Origin of the sequence: Aliikangiella maris (assembly GCF_040719265.1) — a bacterium.
Lineage (GTDB): Bacteria > Pseudomonadota > Gammaproteobacteria > Enterobacterales > Kangiellaceae > Aliikangiella > Aliikangiella maris.
On record NZ_JBFDAH010000006.1, the window covers coordinates 62,574 to 85,585 of the forward strand.

Annotated in this window: 23 protein-coding genes; 11 read left to right on the forward strand and 12 right to left on the reverse strand. The window is 39.8% G+C overall.

Annotated elements, in window-relative coordinates; translation table 11 throughout:
- Positions 1 to 8: 8 nt before the first annotated feature.
- Positions 9 to 1,661, reverse strand: coding sequence for an AAA family ATPase (locus ABVT42_RS06970; RefSeq protein ID WP_353874141.1), 1,653 nt, complete (start codon positions 1,659 to 1,661; stop codon positions 9 to 11).
- A gap of 155 nt (positions 1,662 to 1,816) precedes the next feature.
- Between ABVT42_RS06970 and ABVT42_RS06975 the strand changes: the two genes are divergently transcribed.
- Both ABVT42_RS06975 and ABVT42_RS06980 read left to right on the forward strand, forming a co-directional pair.
- Complete coding sequence (locus ABVT42_RS06975; RefSeq protein ID WP_353874140.1) at positions 1,817 to 2,218, forward strand: DUF4870 domain-containing protein; 402 nt, start codon at positions 1,817 to 1,819, stop codon at positions 2,216 to 2,218.
- A gap of 44 nt (positions 2,219 to 2,262) precedes the next feature.
- Entirely contained in the window at positions 2,263 to 3,489 is a 1,227-nt protein-coding gene (locus ABVT42_RS06980; RefSeq protein ID WP_353874138.1) for a multifunctional CCA addition/repair protein, read from the forward strand.
- 29 nt (positions 3,490 to 3,518) lie between these two features.
- Here the strand turns inward: ABVT42_RS06980 and ABVT42_RS06985 are convergent, their stop codons facing one another.
- Positions 3,519 to 3,977: a hypothetical protein gene (locus ABVT42_RS06985; RefSeq protein ID WP_353874137.1), complete on the reverse strand. Its 459-nt coding sequence runs from the start codon at positions 3,975 to 3,977 to the stop codon at positions 3,519 to 3,521.
- Between the two features lie 124 nt (positions 3,978 to 4,101).
- Complete coding sequence (locus ABVT42_RS06990) at positions 4,102 to 5,487, reverse strand: sigma-54 interaction domain-containing protein (protein ID WP_353874135.1); 1,386 nt, start codon at positions 5,485 to 5,487, stop codon at positions 4,102 to 4,104.
- A 255-nt stretch (positions 5,488 to 5,742) separates the two neighbouring features.
- Here ABVT42_RS06990 and ABVT42_RS06995 point away from each other — a divergent pair, with 255 nt between their 5' ends.
- Positions 5,743 to 6,255: a Dps family protein gene (locus ABVT42_RS06995; protein ID WP_353874134.1), complete on the forward strand. Its 513-nt coding sequence runs from the start codon at positions 5,743 to 5,745 to the stop codon at positions 6,253 to 6,255.
- Positions 6,256 to 6,314: 59 nt separating this feature from the next.
- Here the strand turns inward: ABVT42_RS06995 and ABVT42_RS07000 are convergent, their stop codons facing one another.
- The 3 genes from ABVT42_RS07000 to ABVT42_RS07010 form a co-directional block, all read right to left on the reverse strand.
- On the reverse strand, positions 6,315 to 7,124 hold the full coding sequence (locus tag ABVT42_RS07000) for an undecaprenyl-diphosphate phosphatase (RefSeq protein WP_353874133.1): 810 nt from the start codon (positions 7,122 to 7,124) through the stop codon (positions 6,315 to 6,317).
- Between the two features lie 17 nt (positions 7,125 to 7,141).
- Positions 7,142 to 7,405, reverse strand: coding sequence for a hypothetical protein (locus ABVT42_RS07005; protein ID WP_353874132.1), 264 nt, complete (start codon positions 7,403 to 7,405; stop codon positions 7,142 to 7,144).
- A gap of 64 nt (positions 7,406 to 7,469) precedes the next feature.
- On the reverse strand, positions 7,470 to 8,753 hold the full coding sequence (locus tag ABVT42_RS07010) for a class I SAM-dependent methyltransferase (RefSeq protein ID WP_353874131.1): 1,284 nt from the start codon (positions 8,751 to 8,753) through the stop codon (positions 7,470 to 7,472).
- Between the two features lie 350 nt (positions 8,754 to 9,103).
- On the opposite strand from ABVT42_RS07010, the gene ABVT42_RS07015 reads away from it, so the two are divergent.
- Positions 9,104 to 9,889 (forward strand): SDR family oxidoreductase, encoded by a 786-nt coding sequence (locus ABVT42_RS07015; protein ID WP_353874130.1) that lies wholly within the window; start codon positions 9,104 to 9,106, stop codon positions 9,887 to 9,889.
- A gap of 4 nt (positions 9,890 to 9,893) precedes the next feature.
- On the opposite strand, the gene folK is transcribed toward ABVT42_RS07015, so the two are convergent.
- Together folK and folB are read right to left on the reverse strand one after the other, a co-directional pair.
- Positions 9,894 to 10,364, reverse strand: a complete 471-nt coding sequence (gene folK / locus ABVT42_RS07020; RefSeq protein WP_353874202.1) for a 2-amino-4-hydroxy-6-hydroxymethyldihydropteridine diphosphokinase — start codon at positions 10,362 to 10,364, stop codon at positions 9,894 to 9,896.
- 2 nt (positions 10,365 to 10,366) lie between these two features.
- Positions 10,367 to 10,723, reverse strand: coding sequence for a dihydroneopterin aldolase (folB, locus tag ABVT42_RS07025; RefSeq protein WP_353874129.1), 357 nt, complete (start codon positions 10,721 to 10,723; stop codon positions 10,367 to 10,369).
- 99 nt (positions 10,724 to 10,822) lie between these two features.
- Here folB and plsY point away from each other — a divergent pair, with 99 nt between their 5' ends.
- Positions 10,823 to 11,416 carry a glycerol-3-phosphate 1-O-acyltransferase PlsY gene (gene plsY / locus ABVT42_RS07030; RefSeq protein WP_353874128.1) on the forward strand — a complete coding sequence of 198 codons (594 nt, stop codon included), beginning with the start codon at positions 10,823 to 10,825 and terminating at the stop codon, positions 11,414 to 11,416.
- 130 nt (positions 11,417 to 11,546) lie between these two features.
- Positions 11,547 to 12,431, forward strand: coding sequence for a TraB/GumN family protein (locus tag ABVT42_RS07035; protein WP_353874127.1), 885 nt, complete (start codon positions 11,547 to 11,549; stop codon positions 12,429 to 12,431).
- Positions 12,432 to 12,519: 88 nt separating this feature from the next.
- Here ABVT42_RS07035 and tsaD read toward each other — a convergent pair whose 3' ends face one another.
- The gene (tsaD, locus tag ABVT42_RS07040) at positions 12,520 to 13,539 is read right to left on the reverse strand and encodes a tRNA (adenosine(37)-N6)-threonylcarbamoyltransferase complex transferase subunit TsaD (RefSeq protein WP_353874201.1); all 1,020 of its coding nucleotides are present in this window, start codon (positions 13,537 to 13,539) and stop codon (positions 12,520 to 12,522) included.
- 292 nt (positions 13,540 to 13,831) lie between these two features.
- On the opposite strand from tsaD, the gene rpsU reads away from it, so the two are divergent.
- The 5 genes from rpsU to ABVT42_RS07065 all read left to right on the forward strand — a co-directional run bounded on the left by rpsU (position 13,832) and on the right by ABVT42_RS07065 (position 21,463).
- Entirely contained in the window at positions 13,832 to 14,047 is a 216-nt protein-coding gene (gene rpsU / locus ABVT42_RS07045; RefSeq protein ID WP_353874126.1) for a 30S ribosomal protein S21, read from the forward strand.
- A gap of 234 nt (positions 14,048 to 14,281) precedes the next feature.
- Complete coding sequence (locus ABVT42_RS07050; protein WP_353874125.1) at positions 14,282 to 14,728, forward strand: GatB/YqeY domain-containing protein; 447 nt, start codon at positions 14,282 to 14,284, stop codon at positions 14,726 to 14,728.
- 313 nt (positions 14,729 to 15,041) lie between these two features.
- Complete coding sequence (dnaG, locus tag ABVT42_RS07055) at positions 15,042 to 16,871, forward strand: DNA primase (protein WP_353874124.1); 1,830 nt, start codon at positions 15,042 to 15,044, stop codon at positions 16,869 to 16,871.
- Positions 16,872 to 17,088: 217 nt separating this feature from the next.
- Positions 17,089 to 18,945, forward strand: coding sequence for an RNA polymerase sigma factor RpoD (gene rpoD, locus ABVT42_RS07060; RefSeq protein WP_353874123.1), 1,857 nt, complete (start codon positions 17,089 to 17,091; stop codon positions 18,943 to 18,945).
- A 115-nt stretch (positions 18,946 to 19,060) separates the two neighbouring features.
- On the forward strand, positions 19,061 to 21,463 hold the full coding sequence (locus ABVT42_RS07065) for an EAL domain-containing protein (RefSeq protein WP_353874122.1): 2,403 nt from the start codon (positions 19,061 to 19,063) through the stop codon (positions 21,461 to 21,463).
- Between the two features lie 64 nt (positions 21,464 to 21,527).
- Here the strand turns inward: ABVT42_RS07065 and ABVT42_RS07070 are convergent, their stop codons facing one another.
- The 3 genes from ABVT42_RS07070 to ABVT42_RS07080 form a co-directional block, all read right to left on the reverse strand.
- On the reverse strand, positions 21,528 to 21,998 hold the full coding sequence (locus tag ABVT42_RS07070) for a hypothetical protein (protein WP_353874121.1): 471 nt from the start codon (positions 21,996 to 21,998) through the stop codon (positions 21,528 to 21,530).
- A 252-nt stretch (positions 21,999 to 22,250) separates the two neighbouring features.
- Positions 22,251 to 22,721, reverse strand: coding sequence for an IS630 family transposase (locus tag ABVT42_RS07075; protein WP_367023617.1), 471 nt, complete (start codon positions 22,719 to 22,721; stop codon positions 22,251 to 22,253).
- Positions 22,681 to 23,004: an IS630 transposase-related protein gene (locus ABVT42_RS07080; RefSeq protein WP_353874120.1), complete on the reverse strand. Its 324-nt coding sequence runs from the start codon at positions 23,002 to 23,004 to the stop codon at positions 22,681 to 22,683. Before ABVT42_RS07080 ends, ABVT42_RS07075 begins: the two co-directional genes overlap by 41 nt.
- Between the last annotated feature and the right edge of the window lie 8 nt (positions 23,005 to 23,012).

Sequence of the window (23,012 nt, forward strand, 5' to 3'; positions counted from 1 at the left end):
TAAATAACCTATTGAGTTGCGGCCAATTGCGGACTATTCACTAAAAGAGGAATACCGATTAACAATTCAGCATTAATTTTTAATATGGTTTGCATACCGGCAATGCCATCAGCGTTAATACCCCGTTGCTTTTGAAATTCTATTAATTGGAGTCTCAGTTCTGAACCAAAGCGATTTTGCGGAGAATTATCACTTTGATTAATCCGATTAAGCATTTGCGATAACCAAGCAACAACATCACCGCTATCCCCCATTTTTATATCGCCATAATATCCTTCTGGCGCTTGCCATAAAAATAAATACTCACCGGTCCAGATACTCGAAATTTCTTCAAGTTTTAAACGACTTTCTTTATCGCCAAGAACAATGGTTGCTTCAAGCCCTTGAATAGACTTGATGACTCCCCAAAAATTCCCTTGAAGCCCAGCATTAAATTTAAGCAACGCGGGTCGATTAAAGTTACGTAAATCCTGCCAGTTACCTTTGCCTCGATGGCATTTCAATCCATATGAAGCAGCATATGAACAACCATCGCCATCTTTAAGTGGAGAATACTCTAATTGCCAAAATGCCAGTAGATTCTTAAATGACAAGCGACCATTATAATCCCATCGCTCCGCCCCCATAATCCGTTCTAATAAATTGTTATTAAACTCATCCGTTGCCGTTTGGGTCACCTGAACATCGTCACTGGTTGCTACGGGCAGATTAATTTGCTCTGGCAGGTTGTCTGATTTGCCGCGTCCACCAAGCCAGAATGAAATTGCTGCAACAATTAAAAAGGCAGTAGCGGCGATGGCCGGTTTCACCCATCTGGGTAGATTTTTTTGTGGCGTATCAATGGTTGCTTGTTTTTCACCCAAAACTTCTTTAACCGCCTGCATCATGATTGGTTTATCAACACGCGCTTTACGTCTTGCAGCCGCGGCAAATAGTGCACGATCACAAATGGTATTAATCAAGCGAGGAATACCATGTGTTTTTGCATGCAAATATTCAACGGAGTTCAACGAAAATAATGAACGATTGCAGCCCGCAATTCGCATGCGATGAATGATATAAGCGATAGTTTCTTTTAGCTTTAATGGCTGTAAATGATATCTTGCCGTCACTCGCTGAGCGAGTTGACGTAATTCACGTTTTGCCAGTTTTTCCTGTAGCTCAGGTTGTCCTACCAGTATAATTTGCAGTAGTTTTTTTTGATTAGTTTCAAGGTTAGTCAATAATCGAATTTGCTCTAGCACATCGGTTTGCAGATTTTGAGCCTCATCAATCATCACAACAACATGCAAACCTTTTTTATAACAGTCAAGCAAGTGCTCACTTAGTTTATCAGTCAATATTTTCAAACTATCACAGTTTTCTGGATAGCTGACTTTTAACTCATCACAGATAGTGGCCAGTAGCTCAAGACTGCTCAATTTAGGATTTAATACAAATGCCAGGCAAGTATTTTCAGGCAACTGCTGCAACAGACAACGGCATACGGTAGTTTTTCCTGTGCCGACTTCACCGGTTAGCAATACAAACCCGCCACCATCTTGAACACCATAGGTTAAATGTGCCAAAGCCTCCCGATAACGACTGCTCATAAAGAGAAATCGAGGGTCGGGTGAAATGGAAAAAGGTCGCTCTTTTAGCGAAAACTGTTCTAGATACATATTAAAATCAGTGGATCTTGCCTGGGCAAACTCATGAATATTCCATGAAATCAAACGTTAAACAAGTGAAAATTACTACTTTAAGTTTGGTCAATCGTAACAAAAAAGGTTATATTGGCCTTTCATTATTAGCGACATTTTAATGAGGATTTATGATGAGTGACAACCCATATTCAAGTCAAGAAGAAACCTCTTTGAACGGAGATCAAAAACACTCATTGAGTAGCGATGAAAAAAACATGGCTATGTTTTGCCATTTAGGCGCTTTTGCTGGGTTTATTTTCCCGTTTGGCGGTATTATTGTGCCTTTCGTTATTTGGATAATGAAGCGAGATGATTCGGAATTTGTTAATTACCATGGCAAAGAATCGCTGAATTTTCAGATAACCATGGCTATCGCATTTATAATTAGTTTGATACTGACAGTCATTTTAATTGGATTTGTGTTACTCGCTGGATTAGCTATTTTTGAACTAGTAGTAGTTATTGTAGCTTCTATTAAAGCCAGTGAAGGCAACACATATATTTATCCATTCAGTATCCGTTTTATCAAATAAGCCGTAAAACCCTCAAAAGTTAACACGTTGTCATTCATTTAATTATGCAAATATATTTAGTTGGAGGCGCTGTCAGAGACAAACTGCTGGGCCGCCCAATCATCGAAAAAGACTGGGTTGTAGTCGGAGCAACACCTGCAGACTTACAAGCTAAAGGCTTCAAGCAGGTTGGCAAAGACTTTCCGGTATTTTTACATCCTGAAACAGGCGAAGAATATGCACTGGCCCGAACCGAACGAAAAACCGGTTTGGGCTATCATGGCTTTGCTGTTCACAGTTCATCTGATGTTACTCTCGAAGAAGATCTTATTCGGCGAGATTTAACGGTCAATGCTATGGCAATGGATGAAAGTGGTCATATTTACGATCCGTTTAATGGACAAAGTGACCTTAAAGCACGCCAACTGCGGCATATCTCACCTGCCTTTGCGGAAGATCCTTTAAGGGTATTAAGAGTTGCCCGATTCGCAGCGCGTTATGCTCATCTGGGTTTTTCTATTGCCGGCGATACTTTTAAACTCATGAAGCAAATTACCGAGTCTGGTGAGTTAAAAACACTTTCGGCTGAACGGGTGTGGAAAGAAACCTATCGGGCCCTAGAGGAAAATTCACCACATATATATTTTGAAGTGCTTAAGGCCTGTGGTGGTCTATCTGACTGGTTTCCTGAACTTGAAGTATTATGGGGTGTTCCCAATCCTCCCAAATGGCACCCTGAAGTTGATACGGGAATTCACACCATGATGGTGCTGGAACAAGCGGCGATAATGACTAACGCTCCTGTCACTCGGTTTGCCGCACTTTGCCACGATTTAGGCAAAGGCATTACCCCCGAGGAAAATTTACCAGGTCATCCCGGTCATGAAAAGTCTGGCGTACCACTGGTCAAGCAGTTCTGTCGTCGCTTGAAAACCCCAACCCAATATGAAGATTTGGCCAAAATCGCTTGTGAATTTCATTTGCACTTACATCGGGTAGAAACGCTTACACCCAATACGATGGTGAAATTATTAGAAAAAACTGACGCTTTTAGAAAACCAGAGCGATTTGAGCAATTTTTACTAGTTTGCGAATCCGACTTTAAAGGTCGTATTGGTTTTGAAAATAAGCAATATCCACAAGGCCAAATTATGCGCAACGCACTCAATGAGTGCCTCAATGTTGATGTTCAAGCACTCATTGCAAAAGGATTTCAAGGAAAAAAATTAGGTGATATGATTCATCAAGCCCGTGTCACTAAATTACGCGAATTATTAAATACTGACGGTTAATTGGCAAACCTACTGACCTAGTCGGAGAATTACAGACTGGCGCGAATAACTTGTAGTTTTTCTTTGAGAACCTCTGTATCGCGCATCGCTTTATATTCAGGCAATTGATCATCGCATAATGCATGAAAACGATTAAGCTGCTCATCCAACTCTCTGAGATTGACTTTTAATCGCTTGAATAACTCTAAATCTAATTGCTCAATTTTTTGTAAAGCATCTTGCGCTTTGACCAACAGTTCAGGCATGACAGTTAAAACTGTTTGCTCTTCACTCTCATCGCTTAATTGTTCTGACAAAGCTTTTCTCTCTTTAAACCAAAGTTGCAGTTGTTTGTTTTCTAACTGTGTCAAACAAGCACGAACATGCGGTGGTATGACACTGGCAGTCGCATCAAAACGCACAATAACTTGCTCACGCACCGATTGTCCTTTATTAATGACGATACGTCGTACACACTCTATTTGATTTTCATTGGTTCTAAATTCCATGACAAACCTCCGGTTGGTTGTAAATTTATCGAGACTATCAACAACCAGTGACAAGCATAAAAGATGCCAGATAAGTATTTTTAATCAAATAGGCTTGGCAAAATACTTATTGCAGGAGCATTTTTTAATGTCGCGAAATGGCGTATTTTTTTATTCGATAGCGCAAGGTTTGTCGAGTTGTTTTAAGTAGCCTTGCCGCTTCACTGACATTAAAACCCGTTTTATCTAATACCTCTTCGATAATAAATTTTTCGAGATCGGCTAACCCTACACTGCCATCTAAAGGAAAAGAAACATAATCACTGGCGCGCACTAATGATGATTCATTAATGGTCGCGGCAATACGTTCCTTTAACTGTAACCATTCACCAGGCAACTCTTTATCTTTTGAAAATAATACACAGCGTTCAAGCACATTGCGCAACTCTCTTACATTTCCGGGCCAGTCATAACCCAATAACTGTTGCCAGATTTCATCACTGATAAAGTTAACATTTTTATTCGCTTTTACATTGTATTCAGCAATTATTTTTGGAGCCAGTTCATATAAGTCTTCTTTACGATCTCTGAGTGGTGGAAGTTCAATACTAAATGTGCTGAGTCGATGAAATAAATCATCTCTAAAATTTCCTTCTACCACCGCTTGCTGTAAATCAATTCCTGTTGCAGCAATAATTTGGACATCAACCGAAATAACTTTTTCACTACCAAGCCGTCTGATCTTTTGCTCTTCTATTGCCTTTAATAATTTAGCCTGTAATTCAATATCCATATCACCAATTTCATCTAAAAATAAAGTACCACCATCGGCTTGTTCAAATAACCCCTTTAGCCTGGTACTCGCGCCGGTAAAAGCGCCAGCCTCGTGCCCAAAAAGCTGTGACTCAAGTAAATCTTTAGGTAACGCAGCACAGTTTAACTCAATAAACGGTGCACCTTTCCGCTGCCCTGTATGATGAATAATGCCTGCGGTTAATCCTTTCCCAGTGCCCGTTTCTCCGGTGATAGTCAAACTGGTAAATGGTACACCACTTAATTCTTGTAGCATTTTTTTTAACTGCACAACCGCCGGACTTTTTCCGGTATAGGAATCAATATTAAAGCGATTAAAATCGACTTGAGAGTAATATTCAAGTCGGCGTTTAATTTGAGTACTTCGCGCAGCTTTTGATATCAACCGCTTTAACTTATCATCATCGACAGGCCAATTAACACTATCGAAAAGCCAAGGTTCTATGTCTTTAAAACCCGTTGGATTTTTTCCAGTTAACACCCAAACCCATTCTATTGGTGGCAGTGATTGAATTAATTTGACCCAAAACGTAGACGCTATCACTTTTCCAATATCAAAATAAATAATGACCTCGGGTTCAAAATCTTCAGTATTAATATAGTCTGCTATTTTTTCAATATTATCGATTTGTTGAATTTGCCAATCACCCGTTAACTCAGCCATTAACTGTTTTAATTGCAACTGGCTGGCACCAGCTACCAAAATATTTTTTGCCATATTAAAAACCTTCCATATTTGTTGTATGACTATTTCGCGCGCTAGTCACTTAATTTATCTGTCTGCTCTCTTTCAATCGTTAAATTTACTATACGCAAAAATGGCTTAATTGGTTCATTTAACCCAAGACGATGGTTTAAATCGACCAGATGAATTGAGTCAAATCGCAAATTTTCCTTATTTTTCTGCTTTTACGAGTTGGCATCAGGTTTGCTTGATTAGATATGAAATTCAATCAAACAAGTAGGAGACATTATGCCAAGCGTTATGAGAACCATATTGAATTCACAAACCGAAGAGTCATCTTTAAATAATGGCGTTGTCAGAAATGATAGAAAGGCTTTGTCAGTAAAATTATCGGAGGCATTAGCCGATAGTTACAAGCTGCATTTGAAAACGCTCAATGTTCACTGGAATATTTCAGGTCCATTATTTTACGCCGTACACCAAATTACCGAACAGCAATATGAAAGTATTGCCCTAGCGGTAGATGAAATTGCAGAGCGAATACGAGCCATTGGGTTTTCAGCGCCTGGTACTCAACAAGAGCTAAATCACTATTGCTCACTTAAAGATATTGCTCCCAATATGGGTGCCATTGACATGGTACGTGATTTAATCGCAGCTAATGAAACCTGTGCCAAAAATATGCGCAATGTTGTTGAAGAAGCAGAAAATTGTCGGGATGTGAAATCGGCTGATTTAATTACCAGTCAAATTGGATTGTATGAAAAAAATGCGTGGATGCTACGCGCTTTAATTTCTTAGGTCTTGTCCTTAACTTACTGGCAGTCCATATCGGCTGCCAGTATAGTCAGTATAAATAATCACCCTTGTTTGATTATCCAGATGAGTACAACACCAAGTAATAAACGATAATAGATAAATGGCTTAAAACCGACTCTATCAAGCAAAATTAAAAAATAGTGGATACAGGTTAATGCCGCAATTGCAGATACACCGGCGCCTAAAGCTATCAATCCCCAATCCACAGGCATGCCGCTAGTTGCCAATTCATAAGATTTCAATCCGCCAGGCAGGACAATCGCAGGAATTGACAATAGAAATGAAAAACGCGCTGCCGCTGTTCGGGTCAATCCCATCATCAGCGCTGCGGTCATAGTAATTCCCGAACGCGAAGTCCCGGGAATTAAAGCCAGTGCCTGCGCGCAGCCGATAAATATAATGTCCTTCACTTTTATACTATGCTCATCACGCTGCTGTTTAGCCTGACTATCAGCCCACCAAAGTACCAACGCAAATAGTATTGTGGTCGCAGCAATGACTTCAGTTGTTCTTAGGTAATTATCAACAATTTTAAAGTAGCTAAAAACTATACCAACCAATCCAACAGGAATCGTTCCCCAGAGTACCGCCCAGGCCAATCGGCCATTGGCTGACTTTTCACCTTTAAATACCCAACTAAACCAAGCAGCAATCATATCGGCAACTTCGCGTCGAAAATATATCAAAACCGCAGCCAGCGACCCAACATGAACCGCGACATCAAACGCCAGCCCTTGTTCAACCCAGCCTAATATTTGCGAGGGCAAAATGAGATGTGCAGAACTTGAAATCGGTAAAAACTCTGTCAGCCCTTGTAAAATGGCTAAGAGTACAGCTTGTAACCAATCCATCTTTTGTTATTTTCCTACTATTTTGTAAAGTAATAAATTATTGCTAGCACTGTTACTTGCGCAAAAGTGAACACCCAAAAATATAATCCAATCAGTAACAACCTGGGCACTAACGCCTCTACTTTTTTATTACGATAAGTCAACGCAATACCGGCCACCAGCGCAACCCCCATCATAATCAATAAATAACTGATCCATGGGGTGTCGTCTGCCGCCAAGGCGTAAGGACTTGCCAGAATTAATCCACCACCTAAAAGCCACTGTTTTAAATATCGATTCATTGTAATCCAGCCTGTTAGTCTCCGTTTGGCAGAGTATTGTAAAGCAGTCAAAGAAAAAGTCTATTTACAATCGACCTAATTGATCTTGAAACACAAACCCTTTATGACTTAAGGGATTTGACTCATGGTGGTATTGATTGATATTTTTGTCGAGTCGAATAACCTTAACAATTTCGCCCATTTGTCCTGGAGCGATCAGCTTTTGAATTTGTTGGCTCATTTGAATATCTTCAACGCGACGACCGCCAGAATGCCACTCCAGAATCCCGGACTCCAGTAAAAAGCCGCTTTGTGTGGTAAATCCGCTAACGTCAAACCCGACACTCACGGCATCAAATGCCAACTGAGAAAAGTCCACATGCGCGGTAATATCTTGCAACCCAGCCAAAGCCAGTAAGTTGTTATGTTCCTGATGTCGCGAAAAACATTTTGCCGTCCCATTAATCCGTTGAGGATGATAATACTCAGTTGCCGGATAGCCATAATCGAACAAATAAACACTCCCTTGTTGCATACCGGCATATAATCCAGCCAACCACCCTTTGACAGTAGGCCGAATTTCGGTTGTGTACCCATTGGGGAATTGCTGTGTATCACGCAAGATATCCGGTAAAAGACGTAATTCGACCGGTTCGCCAAGTGTCCAATCAAATAGCGCACGCGCCGCCTCGGTATGCAGGGAACAACTTGTGTTTTTTTGCGATACCTGAGTGACTAGCCAATAATGCCAAACACCATCAACCAAGCAAATGCGCTCAAACGGCATTGCATCAACTACTTCATTAGCCAGTATCACTCCACTAAATTCCGTTGGAAATCGCTCTAGCCAATGTACCTGAGTAGCTATTGCCGTTGTCGATTCATCTTGTTGACTTAACCGCTCTAAACGATGCGCTTGCAAACTTTGTAAACTCGGACTGGTTTCCAAAATATAATAATCAGCCAGTGGCACATGTAAATCTGTTAAATGAGTCATTAAATCTGCCGCCAACTTGCCACTTCCTGCACCCAACTCAAAAATAGCAGGTGATACATTGCTTAGAGTTTTCGTGAGATTAAAATTATCAGCCAATACTGTCGAAATACATCGTGCAAACAGATTTCCCATTTCAGGTGCAGTAATAAAGTCACCTTTGTCACCTAATTTGAAAAGTGAGTTTTGATAATAACCAAGTGCTGGTGTATATAACGCTAACTGCATAAATTCAGAAAAGCGTATTCCTGACTGAGAAGATTCAATCTTTTGTTCAATCAACTGACTTATCTGTTGATGAATAGACATCGCTTGCGCCGATACCTTAACAGTATGACGGGCAGTATTTTCTGGAAGGATCGTTTGGCTTGACACGGTCTGGTTCACTATTTTATTAATTTTTATTTTATCTGCGCTATTTTTTTACTATTGATGTGTTATTTGCAATCCAATATTGCAAAACAGTCTATCTTTTCAATCCATTTGTCTTTTAAACCCATTTGTTTTTTAAACTGATTTGTCTTTTAAATGATACGATGCTAACACTTCTCAATCCTGACTGAACAGTTTACTGGCGTATATTTACAATGGATAAGGCTCACAGCCCCCCACTTAAAGCCTTGCAAAGACGCCTATTCATTAATAACGATTATGATATAAACAAGTATCACTATCTAATTAAATTTAAGTTACACTAGCACAATTCAGGTAAACCTACCCTAAAGATGACAACAACGATATTAATTACCGGCACTGCAAAACGAATTGGCAAAGCCATCGCACACACATTTGCCCGTCACGGATGCAATATCGCTATTCACTATCTTCATTCAAAACGAGAAGCTTTAAGTTTGCAACAAGAAGTTCAGCAAAACTACACCGTAGAGAGTGAGATTTTTTCTGCTGATTTACTGCAATTATCAGATATTAATCACTTAGTCGACGATACGCTCTATCGTTTTGGTCGGCTTGACCATTTAGTCAATAATGCCTCTATTTTTTATCCAACCCCCATTGAACAACTTAGCGAAAATGACTTACAAAATTTTTTAATGGTAAATTATCGCGCCCCGCAAAACCTGATGCGTCAGGCAGCCCCTCATTTAGCCAGACACAAAGGCTCAATTATTAATCTGATCGATATTTATGCCAACGCAGGACTTTCCGAACACACTGCCTATGTCAGCTCAAAAGCGGCCCTTTTTGCACAAACACAAGCCATGGCCAGAGAGCTCGCTCCAAGCGTCAGAGTCAATGGTATTTCACCCGGCGCTATTTTATGGCCAGATCTCTCCGATACTCAACCAACAACAGCTCAATCAGCAATCGAGAATACTGAGCAAGATGCGAAAGCAAAAGAAAAGCGTGAACAGATTATCCAAAACAGTGCTTTAAAAAAATTAGGTAGTGCAGAAAATATTGCTGCAACAGCATTGTTTTTAGCATTTGATGCCGATTATATTACCGGACAAACAATCCGAGTTGATGGTGGTCGTCGAGATTATATTTGAAGTTTTATTCCACAAGACGGATCAATTTTTGGCGAGATTGATCGAAAGTATCCCACAGTTGAGCATAAGTTAAGCTTCCGCCGGGTTCTACCAAATCTGGCGCCAGCTCAGCTAAAGGACATAGCACATAAGCATTTTCATGGATTTCAGGTCGCGGTAACACGATAGGTTCTTCACTGACTAGCTCCCCATACAACAAAATATCAATATCGATATGTCGCGAAGAAAACTTTTTTCCTCCACGCACCCGTCCCAATTGATCTTCAATTTGTTTCAATCTGGTAGATAGCGCTTCCAGTGACAGTTGGGTCTCAATTTTGGCAACTAGATTGTGGAAATCATCTCCCGCAAATCCAACCGCCTGACTGATATAGGTTGCTGAAAAACAAACCGCTTGAAAACTATTTTCAAGCACCGATTTTGCCTGTGATATTTTTAATGCGGGTTCAATATTACTGCCAATCCCCAAGTACACTATCAAAGTCGATTTCCCCGTTCAATTTTAACTCCCACACTGCGTGCCACACTAACTGCACCAGGCTTATCAAGCCGTAAAGATAACCAGCTAACCGGAAAATCCCGTAAAATCATTTCTGCAACTTTTTCTGCGACCGTTTCAACCAGCTGGTACTCGCTTTGTTCAACAAAATCATATACAGCATGGGATACGGCTTTATAATCCAGCGTGTCATCCAACTGATCCGTTTTTGCAGACTGCTGGATATCAGTGCCCAATTCAAGATTAAAAATCAGTTTTTGCTTGATTTCACGTTCCCAGTCAAACACGCCAATCACGGTACACACTTCCAAATCGTTAATAAAGACGATATCCATTAAATAATTTTCCCACAGAATATGAATAGTTGGATTTTATTTGTATATCTAATCATTTACAATCAACTCACGACAAGATTACTCAAATAATCACGGTCAATGGATTTAACCTACATCTCATTATTCACATTTGCTTATCTGAGTGGTTCTATCTCAACAGCCATTGTTGTCTGTCGTATTCTCACTTTACCGGATCCAAGAATAGTGGGCTCTCATAATCCTGGTGCTACCAACGTTCATCGAATTGGTGGGACAAAGGCCGCCATTCTCACTTTATTTGGCGACATGCTAAAGACAGTATTTCCTTTAGTGGCTGCTATTTATCTGGGGTACAGCACTGCTTTCGAATTAATCTGGCTAGGAGTGAGTGGATTATTAGGACACTGTTTCCCCGTATTTTTTCGCTTTAAAGGCGGTAAAGGTGTCGCTAGTTTGTTTGCCATATTAATTATAACCGTTCCTGATTTATCACTCATTGCATTAACCTGCTGGCTAATCATTGTCTGGTCATTTAGACGCTCATCAATAGCTTCAATTGCAACGGCAATAATTATTCCCATATTTGCCTATCAGTTTCATTCAGTTTTATTTATACCGTTATTATTTTTATCTGCCGTTGTTGTTTTACGCCACAAACGTAACATTGCCAATATAATTCAAGGAAAAGAGCCAATAGTTGGTCATAAATCTTAAGTAAACTGTTATGATGCTAGTCGGCTATATCAGGCTCAAATGCTTGAAATTACCGTTTATTTTTTATTATTCAGTTTAAGTATTGTTGAATTTAAATCATGCTTGAGCCTACTTCCTCTGGAAATTACCAATGAGCAAAAACTCAATTTTCGCCAATTCAATTACCGTCATCATATTTTTAACATTATTTGCTAACAGTTCATACTCATCTGCACAAACCTCAGTATGGCAGGTCAGCAAAAATAATCAGCAAATTTATCTTGGTGGGACCATTCATGTTTTACGTCCACAAGATTACCCACTACCCAAGGCATTTAAAACCGCTTTTAAGCAATCTCAGATATTAACTTTTGAAACAGATATTAATGCATTTAGTCGGCCTGAATTTATTAAACTCATGCTGCAATCTTTAAGCTATCAAGATGAACGTACGGTTGAGTCTGTCATTAGTAAACCAACATACCAAAAGCTTAAAAATTATGCTGAAAAAAAAGGACTCTCGCTCAATTTTTACCGCAAAGCCAAGCCAGGTATGTTGATGTCTGCACTGCTAATGACCGAGCTTAAACAATTGGGAATTTCTGAGGAAGGGATTGATTTACATTACCTCAAACAAGCCAAAAAATATAACAAGGCTACACAGTTTTTTGAAACACCTGCCGAACAACTGAGCTTTTTGGCCAATATGGGAGAGGGAAATGAAGATAACTTTTATTTAAATTTGCTGACAGACCTCACAAATACTGAGCAAGAATTTGCCCAAATTATCCAGTATTGGCGCACTGGAGACAGTGAAAAATTAGCTCAATTGATGAATGAAAGCATGCAAACTCAATACCCCAAAATGTATCAATACCTGTTGCTTGATAGAAATAACAACTGGCTTCCCAAAATAGAAGATTATTTCAAGACAAGCGAAGTTGAATTTATACTCGTCGGCGCGGCTCACCTAGTGGGTGAAGATGGCATCATTAATCAACTCAAGCGAAAAGGATACCAGGTCAAACAATTGTAATCATGTTTTGAAAGATATCTTTTATACGGTCAGTATCTGCGAATTCAGTGCTGCAATTGCGGCATCAGATAATCACCCAATACAAAAACTATATATCACTGAGCGGCCAACGAGGATAGACTTCAATACTGCTGTCGGCATCAACACCATGCGGGTAATGACAGTAACCCGCATAGGCAATCATCGCGCCATTATCAGTGCAATACTCATGTCTTGGATAGAAAACTTCACCATTTAACTTTTTCATTAATAGCGCCAGTTGATTTCGTAAATGAGTATTAGCGCTGACACCACCGGCAACTACCAGACGTGTATAGCCAGTTTGCTTGAGCGCACGCTTACATTTAATTAATAAGGTATCCACGACCGCATCTTGAAATGCCTGCGCAATATTAGCGCGAACCTGTTGTTTTGCTGCATCAGGCAAATCATCACAAGCATAAATCCGATTCGCCGCAAAAGTTTTAAGGCCGCTAAAACTGAAATCCAAACCGGGCCGGTCAGTCATTGGCCGGGGAAAAGGCTGCTCAGAGCCGTCGCCGTGTTCGGCTAATCTTGCCAATAAAGGGCCCCCAGGATACGCCAATCCCATGATTTTAGCTGTTTTATCAAATGCTTCACCAGCAGCATCATCAATTGACTCACCAATAATCTGATATTCACCCAGACCACTAACACTGACTAACATCGTATGGCCACCAGACACTAGCAGAGCCAAAAAAGGAAATTCTGGTTGTTTGTCTTCCAGCATAGGTGCCAATAGATGTCCTTCGAGATGATGTATACCTATTGCAGGCTTATTCCAGGCCACAGCGAGACTTTTTGCAATTGAGGCACCAACTAATAGTGCCCCAATTAAACCAGGCCCTTGAGTGTATGCGATAGCGTTCAAGCTCTCTGGTTGACAGTTGGCCTGTTTTAATGAAGCTTTAATCAACGGAATAATCTTACGGACATGATCGCGCGATGCCAGTTCGGGCACCACTCCACCATATTCTTGATGCAATTTAACCTGCGAATATAACTGGTGGGCAATAATCCCTTTTTCGCTATCATAAACCGCGATTCCACTCTCATCACAAGAGCTTTCGATACCTAAAATTCTTATATTTGTAGACATTGGCAATTAATAGGCCGCTAATTTCAATTAAGTTACAATGAATATCCTTTGTACAAAGAGCTGTTGTCCATCGACACGAAGAATATCATCAAAAATGACAGTTTGCGCGATCATACCGAAGATTTGATTTAGTTCCAAAAAATATCCGTTTGGCTTTGCAATCCTTACAAAAAAACAGTAGAATTTGCGCCCTCGTCGTTATTGACGAATTTTTAACCGTATTCATTTATTAATTTTTTTGAAAAGATGCCTGTTAGAGGCCAAGCTAGGAACTGATTAAATGCCAGCAGTTAAACTGAAAGAAAACGAACCTTTTGATATTGCTTTACGTCGCTTCAAACGTGCTTGTGAAAAAGCCGGGATTTTATCTGAAGTTCGCCGTAGAGAGCATTATGAAAAGCCAACTTCAGTACGTAAGCGTAAAAAAGCCGCTGCAGTGAAGCGTTCGTTAAAAAAGAACTCTCGCGACCAATTAAAGCGTAAGCGTTTATACTAATTCTAAAGCTAAGTACTATATTATCAAGCACTTAGCTAGTTTCTTAATTGTTAAGTCTTATTAACTATTAGGTTACCCTAATTGTTAAGTCACAACTTAGCTGCATTAGAAGAGTGACATATAAGTTGTCATATACCAGCGGTATATATTACTAAAAAGATGCTGTTTCAGATGTGTCTATCAGACCAAATCAATTAAGCGCACTCACTCTAGAATATTTGACGGAATCAAGTTATGTCTGCATTGCTCGCACAAATAAAAGATGGTATGAAAGATGCCATGCGCGCAAAAGAAAAAGAGCGTTTAACCGCGATTCGTATGCTGCTTGCTCAAATTAAGCAAGTAGAAGTCGACTCAAAGATAGAAGTTCAAGATGCTGATATTATTGCTATTTTAGATAAAATGATTAAACAGCGCCGTGACTCTATCACACAATTTGAGGCTGCTGACCGTCAAGAACTGGCAGATGCAGAAAAACTGGAAATCGAAGCGCTCCAGGTTTTCTTGCCAAAAGCACTAGATGACAATGAAATCGCCCAGTTAATTGACGCCGCAGTTACTGAATCGGGTGCAGAGTCAATGAAAGACATGGGCAAAGTCATGGGTATTTTAAAGCCCCAAATGCAAGGCCGCGCTGATATGGGTAAAGTCAGTGGACTTATCAAAGCCCGCCTTTCTTGATCGGACACTATCAGGTCACTGATTTTTTTAACATTTTCCCTTTGAGTTATATAAGCGGGTAAGTGAGCGACCATTAATTATTGGCAATTGCATTAATTAACGATAAACACTTTTAGATGCCCCTGCTGGTCGTCTCAAACTGACGATTAAAGTACAAATTTCATTGGGCCATATTTCTTTAGAATATATTTTTTAAGACATACTTCTCAAGAACAAAAAACTTCGTTGGCTCATAAGTAATCCTTAAGTGCTATTCACTTTACTCTGCCCTTTGGGCACAATAATGGTACAGATGTAATTAATTCATCAAAGCATGGCAGGTAGAATCCCACAATCATTTATTAACGAGCTGCTCAGTCGAGTGGACCTGGTCGAGATTATTGACAGAAGAGTTAATTTGAAAAAAGCAGGCCGTAATTTTACAGCCTGCTGCCCATTTCATAATGAAAAAACTCCCTCTTTCTCCGTCAATCCAGACAAACAGTTTTATTATTGCTTTGGTTGTGGCGCTACTGGCAATGCGCTGACATTTTTAATGGAATACGAAGGGCAGGAGTTTGTTGCTGCAATTGAAGATCTGGCATCTCAACTGGGCCTGCAAGTTCCTCAAGAGAGCTACTCTCAGGAGCAAAGTCACCAGCACAAAGACTTATTTCCAGTTATGGAAAAAGTATCACAATTTTATCAGCAACAGTTAAGAGTCAATCCTCAAGCTAAACGAGCCATTCAGTATTTAAAAGATCGTGGCCTTAGCGGTGAAATTGCCAAGCAATATGCAATAGGCTATGCCCCTGAACAATGGCATGCATTAATCAAACTGGCAGATCAACCCCATCAGCAAAAACTGGAAAAAGATCTGGTTGAAACCGGCATGCTAATTGAAAAAGAAAATGGACAGACTTACGACCGTTTTCGCGACAGAATTATGTTTCCCATTCGTAATCGGCGTGGACAAGTCATTGGCTTTGGCGGGCGAATTATTGACAAGGGTGAACCTAAATATCTCAATTCACCTGAAACCCCGCTATTCCATAAAAGCAAAGAACTTTATGGTTTGTATGAAATGCGCCATCAACTGCGCAGCATTGACCAGATTATTATTGTCGAAGGCTATATGGATGTGGTCGCACTCGCTCAGTTTGGTATATTTAATGCGGTTGCAACTTTAGGAACAGCGACAACCAGTGACCATTTGCAAACCTTATTTCGGCTGTGCCCTAAAATTATCTTTTGTTTTGATGGTGATCGGGCTGGAAAAGCGGCCGCTCTTCGTGCCCTTAATCATGCCCTTCCACTTATAAAGGACACCCGCGAAATTCGTCTGATGTTTCTACCAGATGGCGAAGATCCGGATAGTCTGGTACGGAAGATCGGTGCAGCAGAGTTTATTCAAAGAAGTGACCAGGCAAAAACCTTATTTGATTACTTGATCGAATATCTTCAATCTCAAGTAGATATGAATACATTTGAAGGACCGGCGCAATTGGTCCATCTGGCGAAACCTTATTTGCAATCAATTCACGATCAAGTACTGAAAGTTCGCTTTGAAGCAAGCCTGGCTAAACTTTCAGGATTAGATCCCGCCCAGCTCAAGCAAATCCTTCAATCGGAGGTAACAGCGACGCCAAGTGCGGCACCTCAGACCGATTTAACTAACAATAGCAGTCGACAACCGGAACCAGTGAGTAGCCAGGTACAAACAACATCCAGGCAATCAACACCGTCACCACAAAAACGCAATTCTCCAAACCAACCTGTGTATCGACGTGCCATCAGCTTGTTACTGCAATATCCGGGAGCAGTTCCTTCCGTTGATGTTGGCTGGTTACAGTCAATGGGAGAGCCTGGTGCCGAACTATTGTTTGAGTTAACCCAACTTATTCAACTTCACAGTGGTATGACCACAGCAATGCTCATTGAAAATTGGCGTGATCGCCCCGAGTTTCCACACTTAGGGAAACTGGCAAATATAGAACTCCATTCCAATGCACAGAATGCACCAGAGGAACTCATTGAAATTTATCAACGTTTAGAAAAACTGTATTTCAGTCAGCAATACGATGCTTTGGTGGCAAAAGGACACTTATCCAATACCGAAAAACAGCAATTAAGCGAGATTCTCAACCGTATTAAGGAGCGTTAAGCAATATTTTTAACGAGGAATATTAATAAATGATAGCTACTTGGCAAAAATTAAATTTCTTTAATTTTTAGATAAATAATCAAAACGAGGCAATTAGTATTCTTGCTGATTAGGGTCTAGACTGTGTATAATTGGCGGTTTCGTGTGCACAGTGTTAGATTTTTACGTGTTCTACCAACGACTGTCCTATTCCAGTCTGATTTAAGGTTAAAATTTAATGGCAGATAATTCTCATTCGACGACTGTATCACAGCAATCTCAGCTGAAATTGTTGATCACTCGAGGTAAAGAACAAGGCTATCTTACCTATGCTGAAGTAAATGATCACTTACCGCCGGACATTGTTGAACCGGACCAGGTAGAAGATATCATAAGTATGATTAACGACATGGGTATTCAGGTATATGAATCAGCACCTGAAGCCGATGCCTTATTAATGAACGAAAATTCCGCTACTGATGAAGATGCAGCGGAAGAAGCAGCAGCGGCACTCGCTAGTGTAGACAGCGAATTTGGCAGAACCACTGACCCAGTGCGTATGTATATGCGTGAAATGGGAACTGTAGAACTGTTGACCCGTGAAGGTGAAATTGAAATCGCCCGGCGCATTGAAGATGGTATTCGTCAGGTATTAGCTTCAATTGCCGAATATCCTGAGACTATTTCGACCTTACTCGATGAGTATGATCGTTTTCAAGCAGGTGAAATTCGTTTAACCGATATTATTACTGGCTTTGCAGACAGTGAAGATGAAGCCGCAATGGCTGCCAGTCATGTTGGCTCAGAAGTCCCCAAAGAAGAGTTGGCCGATGAAGATGCTGATGTCGATATGGTTAGTGGTGACGACGAAGAAGACAGTGCCGGCCCCGATCCTGAAATTGCTGCAGAGTACTTTGGTGAATTACGCAGCCAATATGAGCGCTCAATCAACGCTATTTCAAAGTATGGACGTAACCATAAAACGGCGATTCAACACATTGAGGAAATGAAAGAGTCTTTCCTTAAGTTCCGCTTATTACCAAAAATGTTTGATCGTCTATCAGAGCGTATGCGTCGCCGTATGGCAACACTACGGACTCAAGAACGCTTGATAATGAAGTTAGCAACAGAAACGGCCAAAATGCCGCGTAAAGAGTTTATTCGCAGCTTTCCCGGTAACGAAACCAATACGAAGTGGATTGACTCTATTCTAGCAAGAGACACCGAATATAAAGAGAGACTTGAAGAAGTCGCTGAAGACATTATTCGTAGCCAAAATAAAATTCGCAAAGTTGAGAAAGACAGCAATCTGACAATTGTCGAAGTGAAAGAAACTAACCGTCGAATGTCAATTGGTGAAGCGAAAGCACGCCGTGCCAAAAAAGAAATGGTCGAGGCGAACTTGCGACTGGTTATTTCGATTGCCAAAAAGTACACCAACCGTGGTCTCCAGTTTCTGGACTTAATTCAGGAAGGAAACATCGGATTGATGAAAGCTGTCGACAAATTTGAGTATCGTCGTGGTTATAAATTTTCAACTTATGCCACTTGGTGGATTCGCCAAGCAATTACGCGCTCTATTGCCGATCAGGCAAGAACCATTCGAATTCCAGTTCATATGATTGAGACAATCAACAAATTGAATAGAATTTCACGACAGATGCTTCAGGAAATGGGGCGCGAGCCTCAGCCGGAAGAACTGGCAGAAAGAATGGAAATGCCAGAAGATAAAATTCGTAAAGTGTTAAAAATTGCGAAAGAGCCTATTTCAATGGAAACGCCCATTGGTGATGATGAAGATTCGCATTTAGGTGATTTTATTGAAGATTCCAACCAGGACTCTCCGATTGATTCAGCAACATCGGAAAGTTTACGCGAAGCAACAAAAACCGTACTCGCCGGTTTAACCGCTCGCGAAGCTAAAGTTTTAAGAATGCGATTTGGTATTGATATGAATACTGACCATACATTAGAAGAAGTTGGTAAACAATTTGATGTTACGCGTGAGCGAATTCGTCAAATTGAAGCGAAAGCGTTACGAAAATTAAGACATCCTACACGCTCTGATCGATTACGCAGCTTTTTAGACGAGTAGTTCACAAAAAGAGCCTACGGGCTCTTTTTTTTAATCCTTCCCTGATACAAAATCACGCTACACGCCAAATTGTTCTATACTCTAAAACCAGGCAGCTTCAATCAGGGAGGAAGCTTTGAGTAAATTATCAAGGGCCTATCAAAAGTCGTCATCCAAAGAGGCCATTTGCCCCTCAATATTTGAGAAGCAGCAGTCGCTAGAGGCATTATTAGATTTTGTTATATACATTAATGGACTCGATTGCGTCGAAGATATTATCTGGCACTTAGCCTTACACACAATCAAAGCCCTCAATTTTGAAGACTGCATCATTTATCTGCTCAAAGACGACAAACAAACCCTTTATCAAGCCGCCGCCTATGGCCCAAAAAGTCTTAAGCGTAAAAAGATTAAAGATCCTATTACGATAAAGCTAGGCCAAGGGATTGTTGGCAAAGCAGCGTTAAAAGGAAAAACAATCCTTTTAAACAATACGAGAGAAGATCCAGATTATATTATTGATGATAAATCTCGGCTTTCTGAACTCACTGTTCCAATAATTTTTAAAAAGAAATTGTTAGGTGTCATAGACTCAGAGCATTCACGACTCAACTTTTTTTCTAAAGATCATCAGCGCTATTTAGAAATTCTGGCATCAGTGCTCGCATCAAAATTATCTTTTGAATCTAATATAATTGCACTTGAACAAACAATTCTTGCACTGGAAGAATCGAATAAGTTGACTGAGCTCTATCTTGAAATATCTAACTTAACCTATCATTCTCAATCAGAAAAAGAACTTTACCAACATTTACAGAAAATTATTTCAGAACATATAAAAATTCAGAGTTTTTATGTTGCCATGTATGATTGCCGTAATCAAAATTACACTTTCCCCTATTTTCAAAATCGTGATGGAGAGAGCCAGTTTAATATTTTTTGCCATCAGGAAAAGGTAAAAAACTCTTTAATTGCTCAAGTTATTCAAAGTCAATGTTCAAAAATAGCCAATAAAAAAGAATTAAATACTTTACAAAAAATCAAATTATTAACAGGCTCTAAAAACACACTTTACTCTTGGCTAGCAACACCATTTAAAATTAGTGAAAATATTGCCGGTGCTATCGCATTGCAAAGCTTTAATCCTGCTCGTGAGTTCAATAATCAAGATCGAACATTTCTTCAGTTTTTAAGTCAGCATGTAAGTACAGCTCTAGAGAGAAAATTTAAAGACAGAAAACTACAATTTCAAGCATTACATGATCAGGTTACTGGGCTTGCCAATCGCAATTTATTTTTAGATCGTATTGAACATGCATTCTCGCTTTCAAAGCGTAACTCACTGACCGAACTAGCCGTTCTGTTTATTGATTTTGATGACTTTAAACTGGTAAACGATCATTATGGACATCATGCTGGCGATAAACTACTCCAATTTTCTGCACAACTGATCCAATCTCAACTAAGAGACAGTGATACCTTGGCACGCCTTGGAGGCGATGAATTTGCCGTTTTACTGGAATCATTAGAAAACACACATCAAGCCGAACAAATTGCCAAGCGTATCTTACAAGCATTGCGAAAACCAATGTTAATCGATGGCCAACCCATCAATATTTCCATTAGTATTGGCATCAGCTTTAAAGACAAAAATACGAATAACTCCGAAGATTTACTGCGTAATGCAGATCATGCAATGTATCATGCCAAAAGCCAAGGTAAAAATAATATACAGGTTTATGAAAATACCTTACATCAGGCACTTATTTACGAAAGACAAATTCAAAAAGATTTGGTCGTTGCAATAAAAAATCATCAGTTAAAATTTCATTATCAACCCATTATTGATTTAAAAAGCAAAAATATTATTGGCTTTGAAGCACTAACCCGGTGGCATCACCCTACCAAAGGATTAATTTCACCAAGCGAATTCATTCCAATAGCCGAACAAACTGACGCCATTAAATTATTAGATGAGCAATTACTTGATACCGTCGGCGCGCAGTTGCAACAATGGCATCAATACACCGATAAACCCTACTATATCAGTATAAATATTTCTGCCCATCGCTTTGTTGATTCTAAATTAATTGATGATATTAATCAGGTTATTGAAAAATATCACTTGGAGAAAGGACAAATTGTTGTAGAAGTCACTGAGCACATCTTAATGGAAAATAAAGCCAAAGCTCGACACTTGTTTCATCGTCTTAAACTAGCAGGCATTCGTATTTCTTTAGATGACTTTGGAACAGGATACTCATCATTGAGCTATTTGCATCAATTACCATTTGATATTTTAAAAATTGATCGTTCATTTGTAACCAATATTACCGAACACAACCAGGAAAACCCAATCATTAACATGATTGTCGCATTAGCTAATACCATGAAAATAGACTTGGTTGCCGAAGGCGTAGAAACGCCTCTACAGCTTGAAACGCTTTCTAAAATGCAATGTCAATTTGGACAAGGCTATCATTTTTCAAAACCTTTATCGGCAGAAGACACGTTAAAACTGGTCAAAAACGGTCATTAATAAAATAATCATTAATATACAGCCTTAAACGTGCTTGACAAATTTGACCATTGACAATGTTATATCAATGACACATATTTAAAGGAACCAAAGAAACGATTTCACTCTTACCATTAATTTTTTCCATCAAATAACATTTTCCATCTTTACCTGACTGATACCAACGGCGATATTCATCACTGAGCTCATCAGTTGGAGAATGTGAATTATCATCGTCATATCGGTCATCATCATCTGGCATTGATTCAATACGCGTATAGTGAGATGATGAGTTGTGAGGTGGAGAGTTGTGAGAAGATGAATGCTGTTCTCTTTGATGACTTGCCTCTGTTAGTACATGTCCGATAACACCACCAACAATTAGCGCACCCAACACATCAGAACCTCGCACATGGTGACGACTATGTACCGACACATGTCCATGACCGTGACGATGTCCATGATAACCATGATGACTAGAAACAGAATAGTGGCTAGAACAAGCACTTAAAAAAATGATGATTGGCACAGCAATCAAACTATAAGCAAATTTCATATTAACCTCATCAACCCCAACCGGACACTTACAATGGAATATTGACAGATTAAAGGTTTCAAGATTAACTGAAGCTGAATAGTATAAAAAACTAAAACACGTTCAACCAATAGTAAAATACTCAATATTGATAAATACTACACTTTACCTTGCAATATAGCTGGATCAATATAATTTGACATAATCGACGTGCTCAGTAAATAGCTCATCAATACTACAGCGTTCTTTTCGCCTGATAGATTTAACTTGTGATCATTTTTGTTCAATGGGGTTTAAGTCAGGGCTGTAAGGAGGCAAAAACGCCACCAAGCATTCATGCGCCTGTATTGCTTCAATCATGTCTGTGCGTTTATGAAAACTGGCATTGTCCATTACAATCACAGAGTGAGGTGAAACTTTCGGTAATAAATCTTGCGTCAACCATGCATGAAAAACATCTGAATTAACACTCCCATTGAATAGACTCAGCGTCAAAAAACTCATTCCAATGATTGCACCAATAACATTGAGACGCTCTTTGGCATGCCAATCGTGGTAACCATAGCATCGTGCACCTTTTAAAGTATAACCATGTGTGCGTGGCATAGACTGAGCAAAACCACTTTCATCAAGGTACACAATCGTTTTTCCTTCTTTTTGATAGCCTTCAATTCTCTCAACAAAATCATGGTGAGCTTGTTCGTCAGCTTTCGGATGCTTTAGTATTTTTTTTATAGGTGAAATTCAGTCTTTTCAAGGCGTAATGGATTGCTGGCTGCCCAATGTTTAGTCTTTTCGCACGTTCCCACTGGTAGCCATCAGGAAACTTCTCGATATCTTTCAGTAACTCATCCATATCGACTTTGGTCGCAGGTTTATTACGATTCAGACAAGGTGTAATATTGTTGCTCCAACGAAAGAGAGTTCGAATGCCAATACCAAAATGCTCACTCGTTTGTTGAAAAGTGAGTTGGTGTTTTTCTTTGTAAACCAAAACCCGTTGGCGAAAATCGAGACTATATGACATGGACTGTA

Bases quoted from the DNA above. Each gene is read 5' to 3' on its own strand.
- plsY (WP_353874128.1), top strand. From the start codon at position 10,823: ATGGATTTAACCTACATCTCATTATTCACATTTGCTTATCTGAGTGGT.
- ABVT42_RS07005 (WP_353874132.1), bottom strand. From the start codon at position 7,405: ATGAATCGATATTTAAAACAGTGGCTTTTAGGTGGTGGATTAATTCTG.
- ABVT42_RS07015 (WP_353874130.1), top strand. From the start codon at position 9,104: ATGACAACAACGATATTAATTACCGGCACTGCAAAACGAATTGGCAAA.
- dnaG (WP_353874124.1), top strand. From the start codon at position 15,042: ATGGCAGGTAGAATCCCACAATCATTTATTAACGAGCTGCTCAGTCGA.
- ABVT42_RS06980 (WP_353874138.1), top strand. From the start codon at position 2,263: ATGCAAATATATTTAGTTGGAGGCGCTGTCAGAGACAAACTGCTGGGC.
- ABVT42_RS06985 (WP_353874137.1), bottom strand. From the start codon at position 3,977: ATGGAATTTAGAACCAATGAAAATCAAATAGAGTGTGTACGACGTATC.
- ABVT42_RS06975 (WP_353874140.1), top strand. From the start codon at position 1,817: ATGAGTGACAACCCATATTCAAGTCAAGAAGAAACCTCTTTGAACGGA.
- ABVT42_RS07000 (WP_353874133.1), bottom strand. From the start codon at position 7,124: ATGGATTGGTTACAAGCTGTACTCTTAGCCATTTTACAAGGGCTGACA.
- ABVT42_RS06995 (WP_353874134.1), top strand. From the start codon at position 5,743: ATGCCAAGCGTTATGAGAACCATATTGAATTCACAAACCGAAGAGTCA.
- ABVT42_RS07035 (WP_353874127.1), top strand. From the start codon at position 11,547: ATGAGCAAAAACTCAATTTTCGCCAATTCAATTACCGTCATCATATTT.
- folB (WP_353874129.1), bottom strand. From the start codon at position 10,723: ATGGATATCGTCTTTATTAACGATTTGGAAGTGTGTACCGTGATTGGC.
- ABVT42_RS07070 (WP_353874121.1), bottom strand. From the start codon at position 21,998: ATGAAATTTGCTTATAGTTTGATTGCTGTGCCAATCATCATTTTTTTA.
- ABVT42_RS06970 (WP_353874141.1), bottom strand. From the start codon at position 1,661: ATGTATCTAGAACAGTTTTCGCTAAAAGAGCGACCTTTTTCCATTTCA.
- ABVT42_RS07050 (WP_353874125.1), top strand. From the start codon at position 14,282: ATGTCTGCATTGCTCGCACAAATAAAAGATGGTATGAAAGATGCCATG.
- rpoD (WP_353874123.1), top strand. From the start codon at position 17,089: ATGGCAGATAATTCTCATTCGACGACTGTATCACAGCAATCTCAGCTG.
- ABVT42_RS06990 (WP_353874135.1), bottom strand. From the start codon at position 5,487: ATGGCAAAAAATATTTTGGTAGCTGGTGCCAGCCAGTTGCAATTAAAA.
- ABVT42_RS07080 (WP_353874120.1), bottom strand. From the start codon at position 23,004: ATGTCATATAGTCTCGATTTTCGCCAACGGGTTTTGGTTTACAAAGAA.
- rpsU (WP_353874126.1), top strand. From the start codon at position 13,832: ATGCCAGCAGTTAAACTGAAAGAAAACGAACCTTTTGATATTGCTTTA.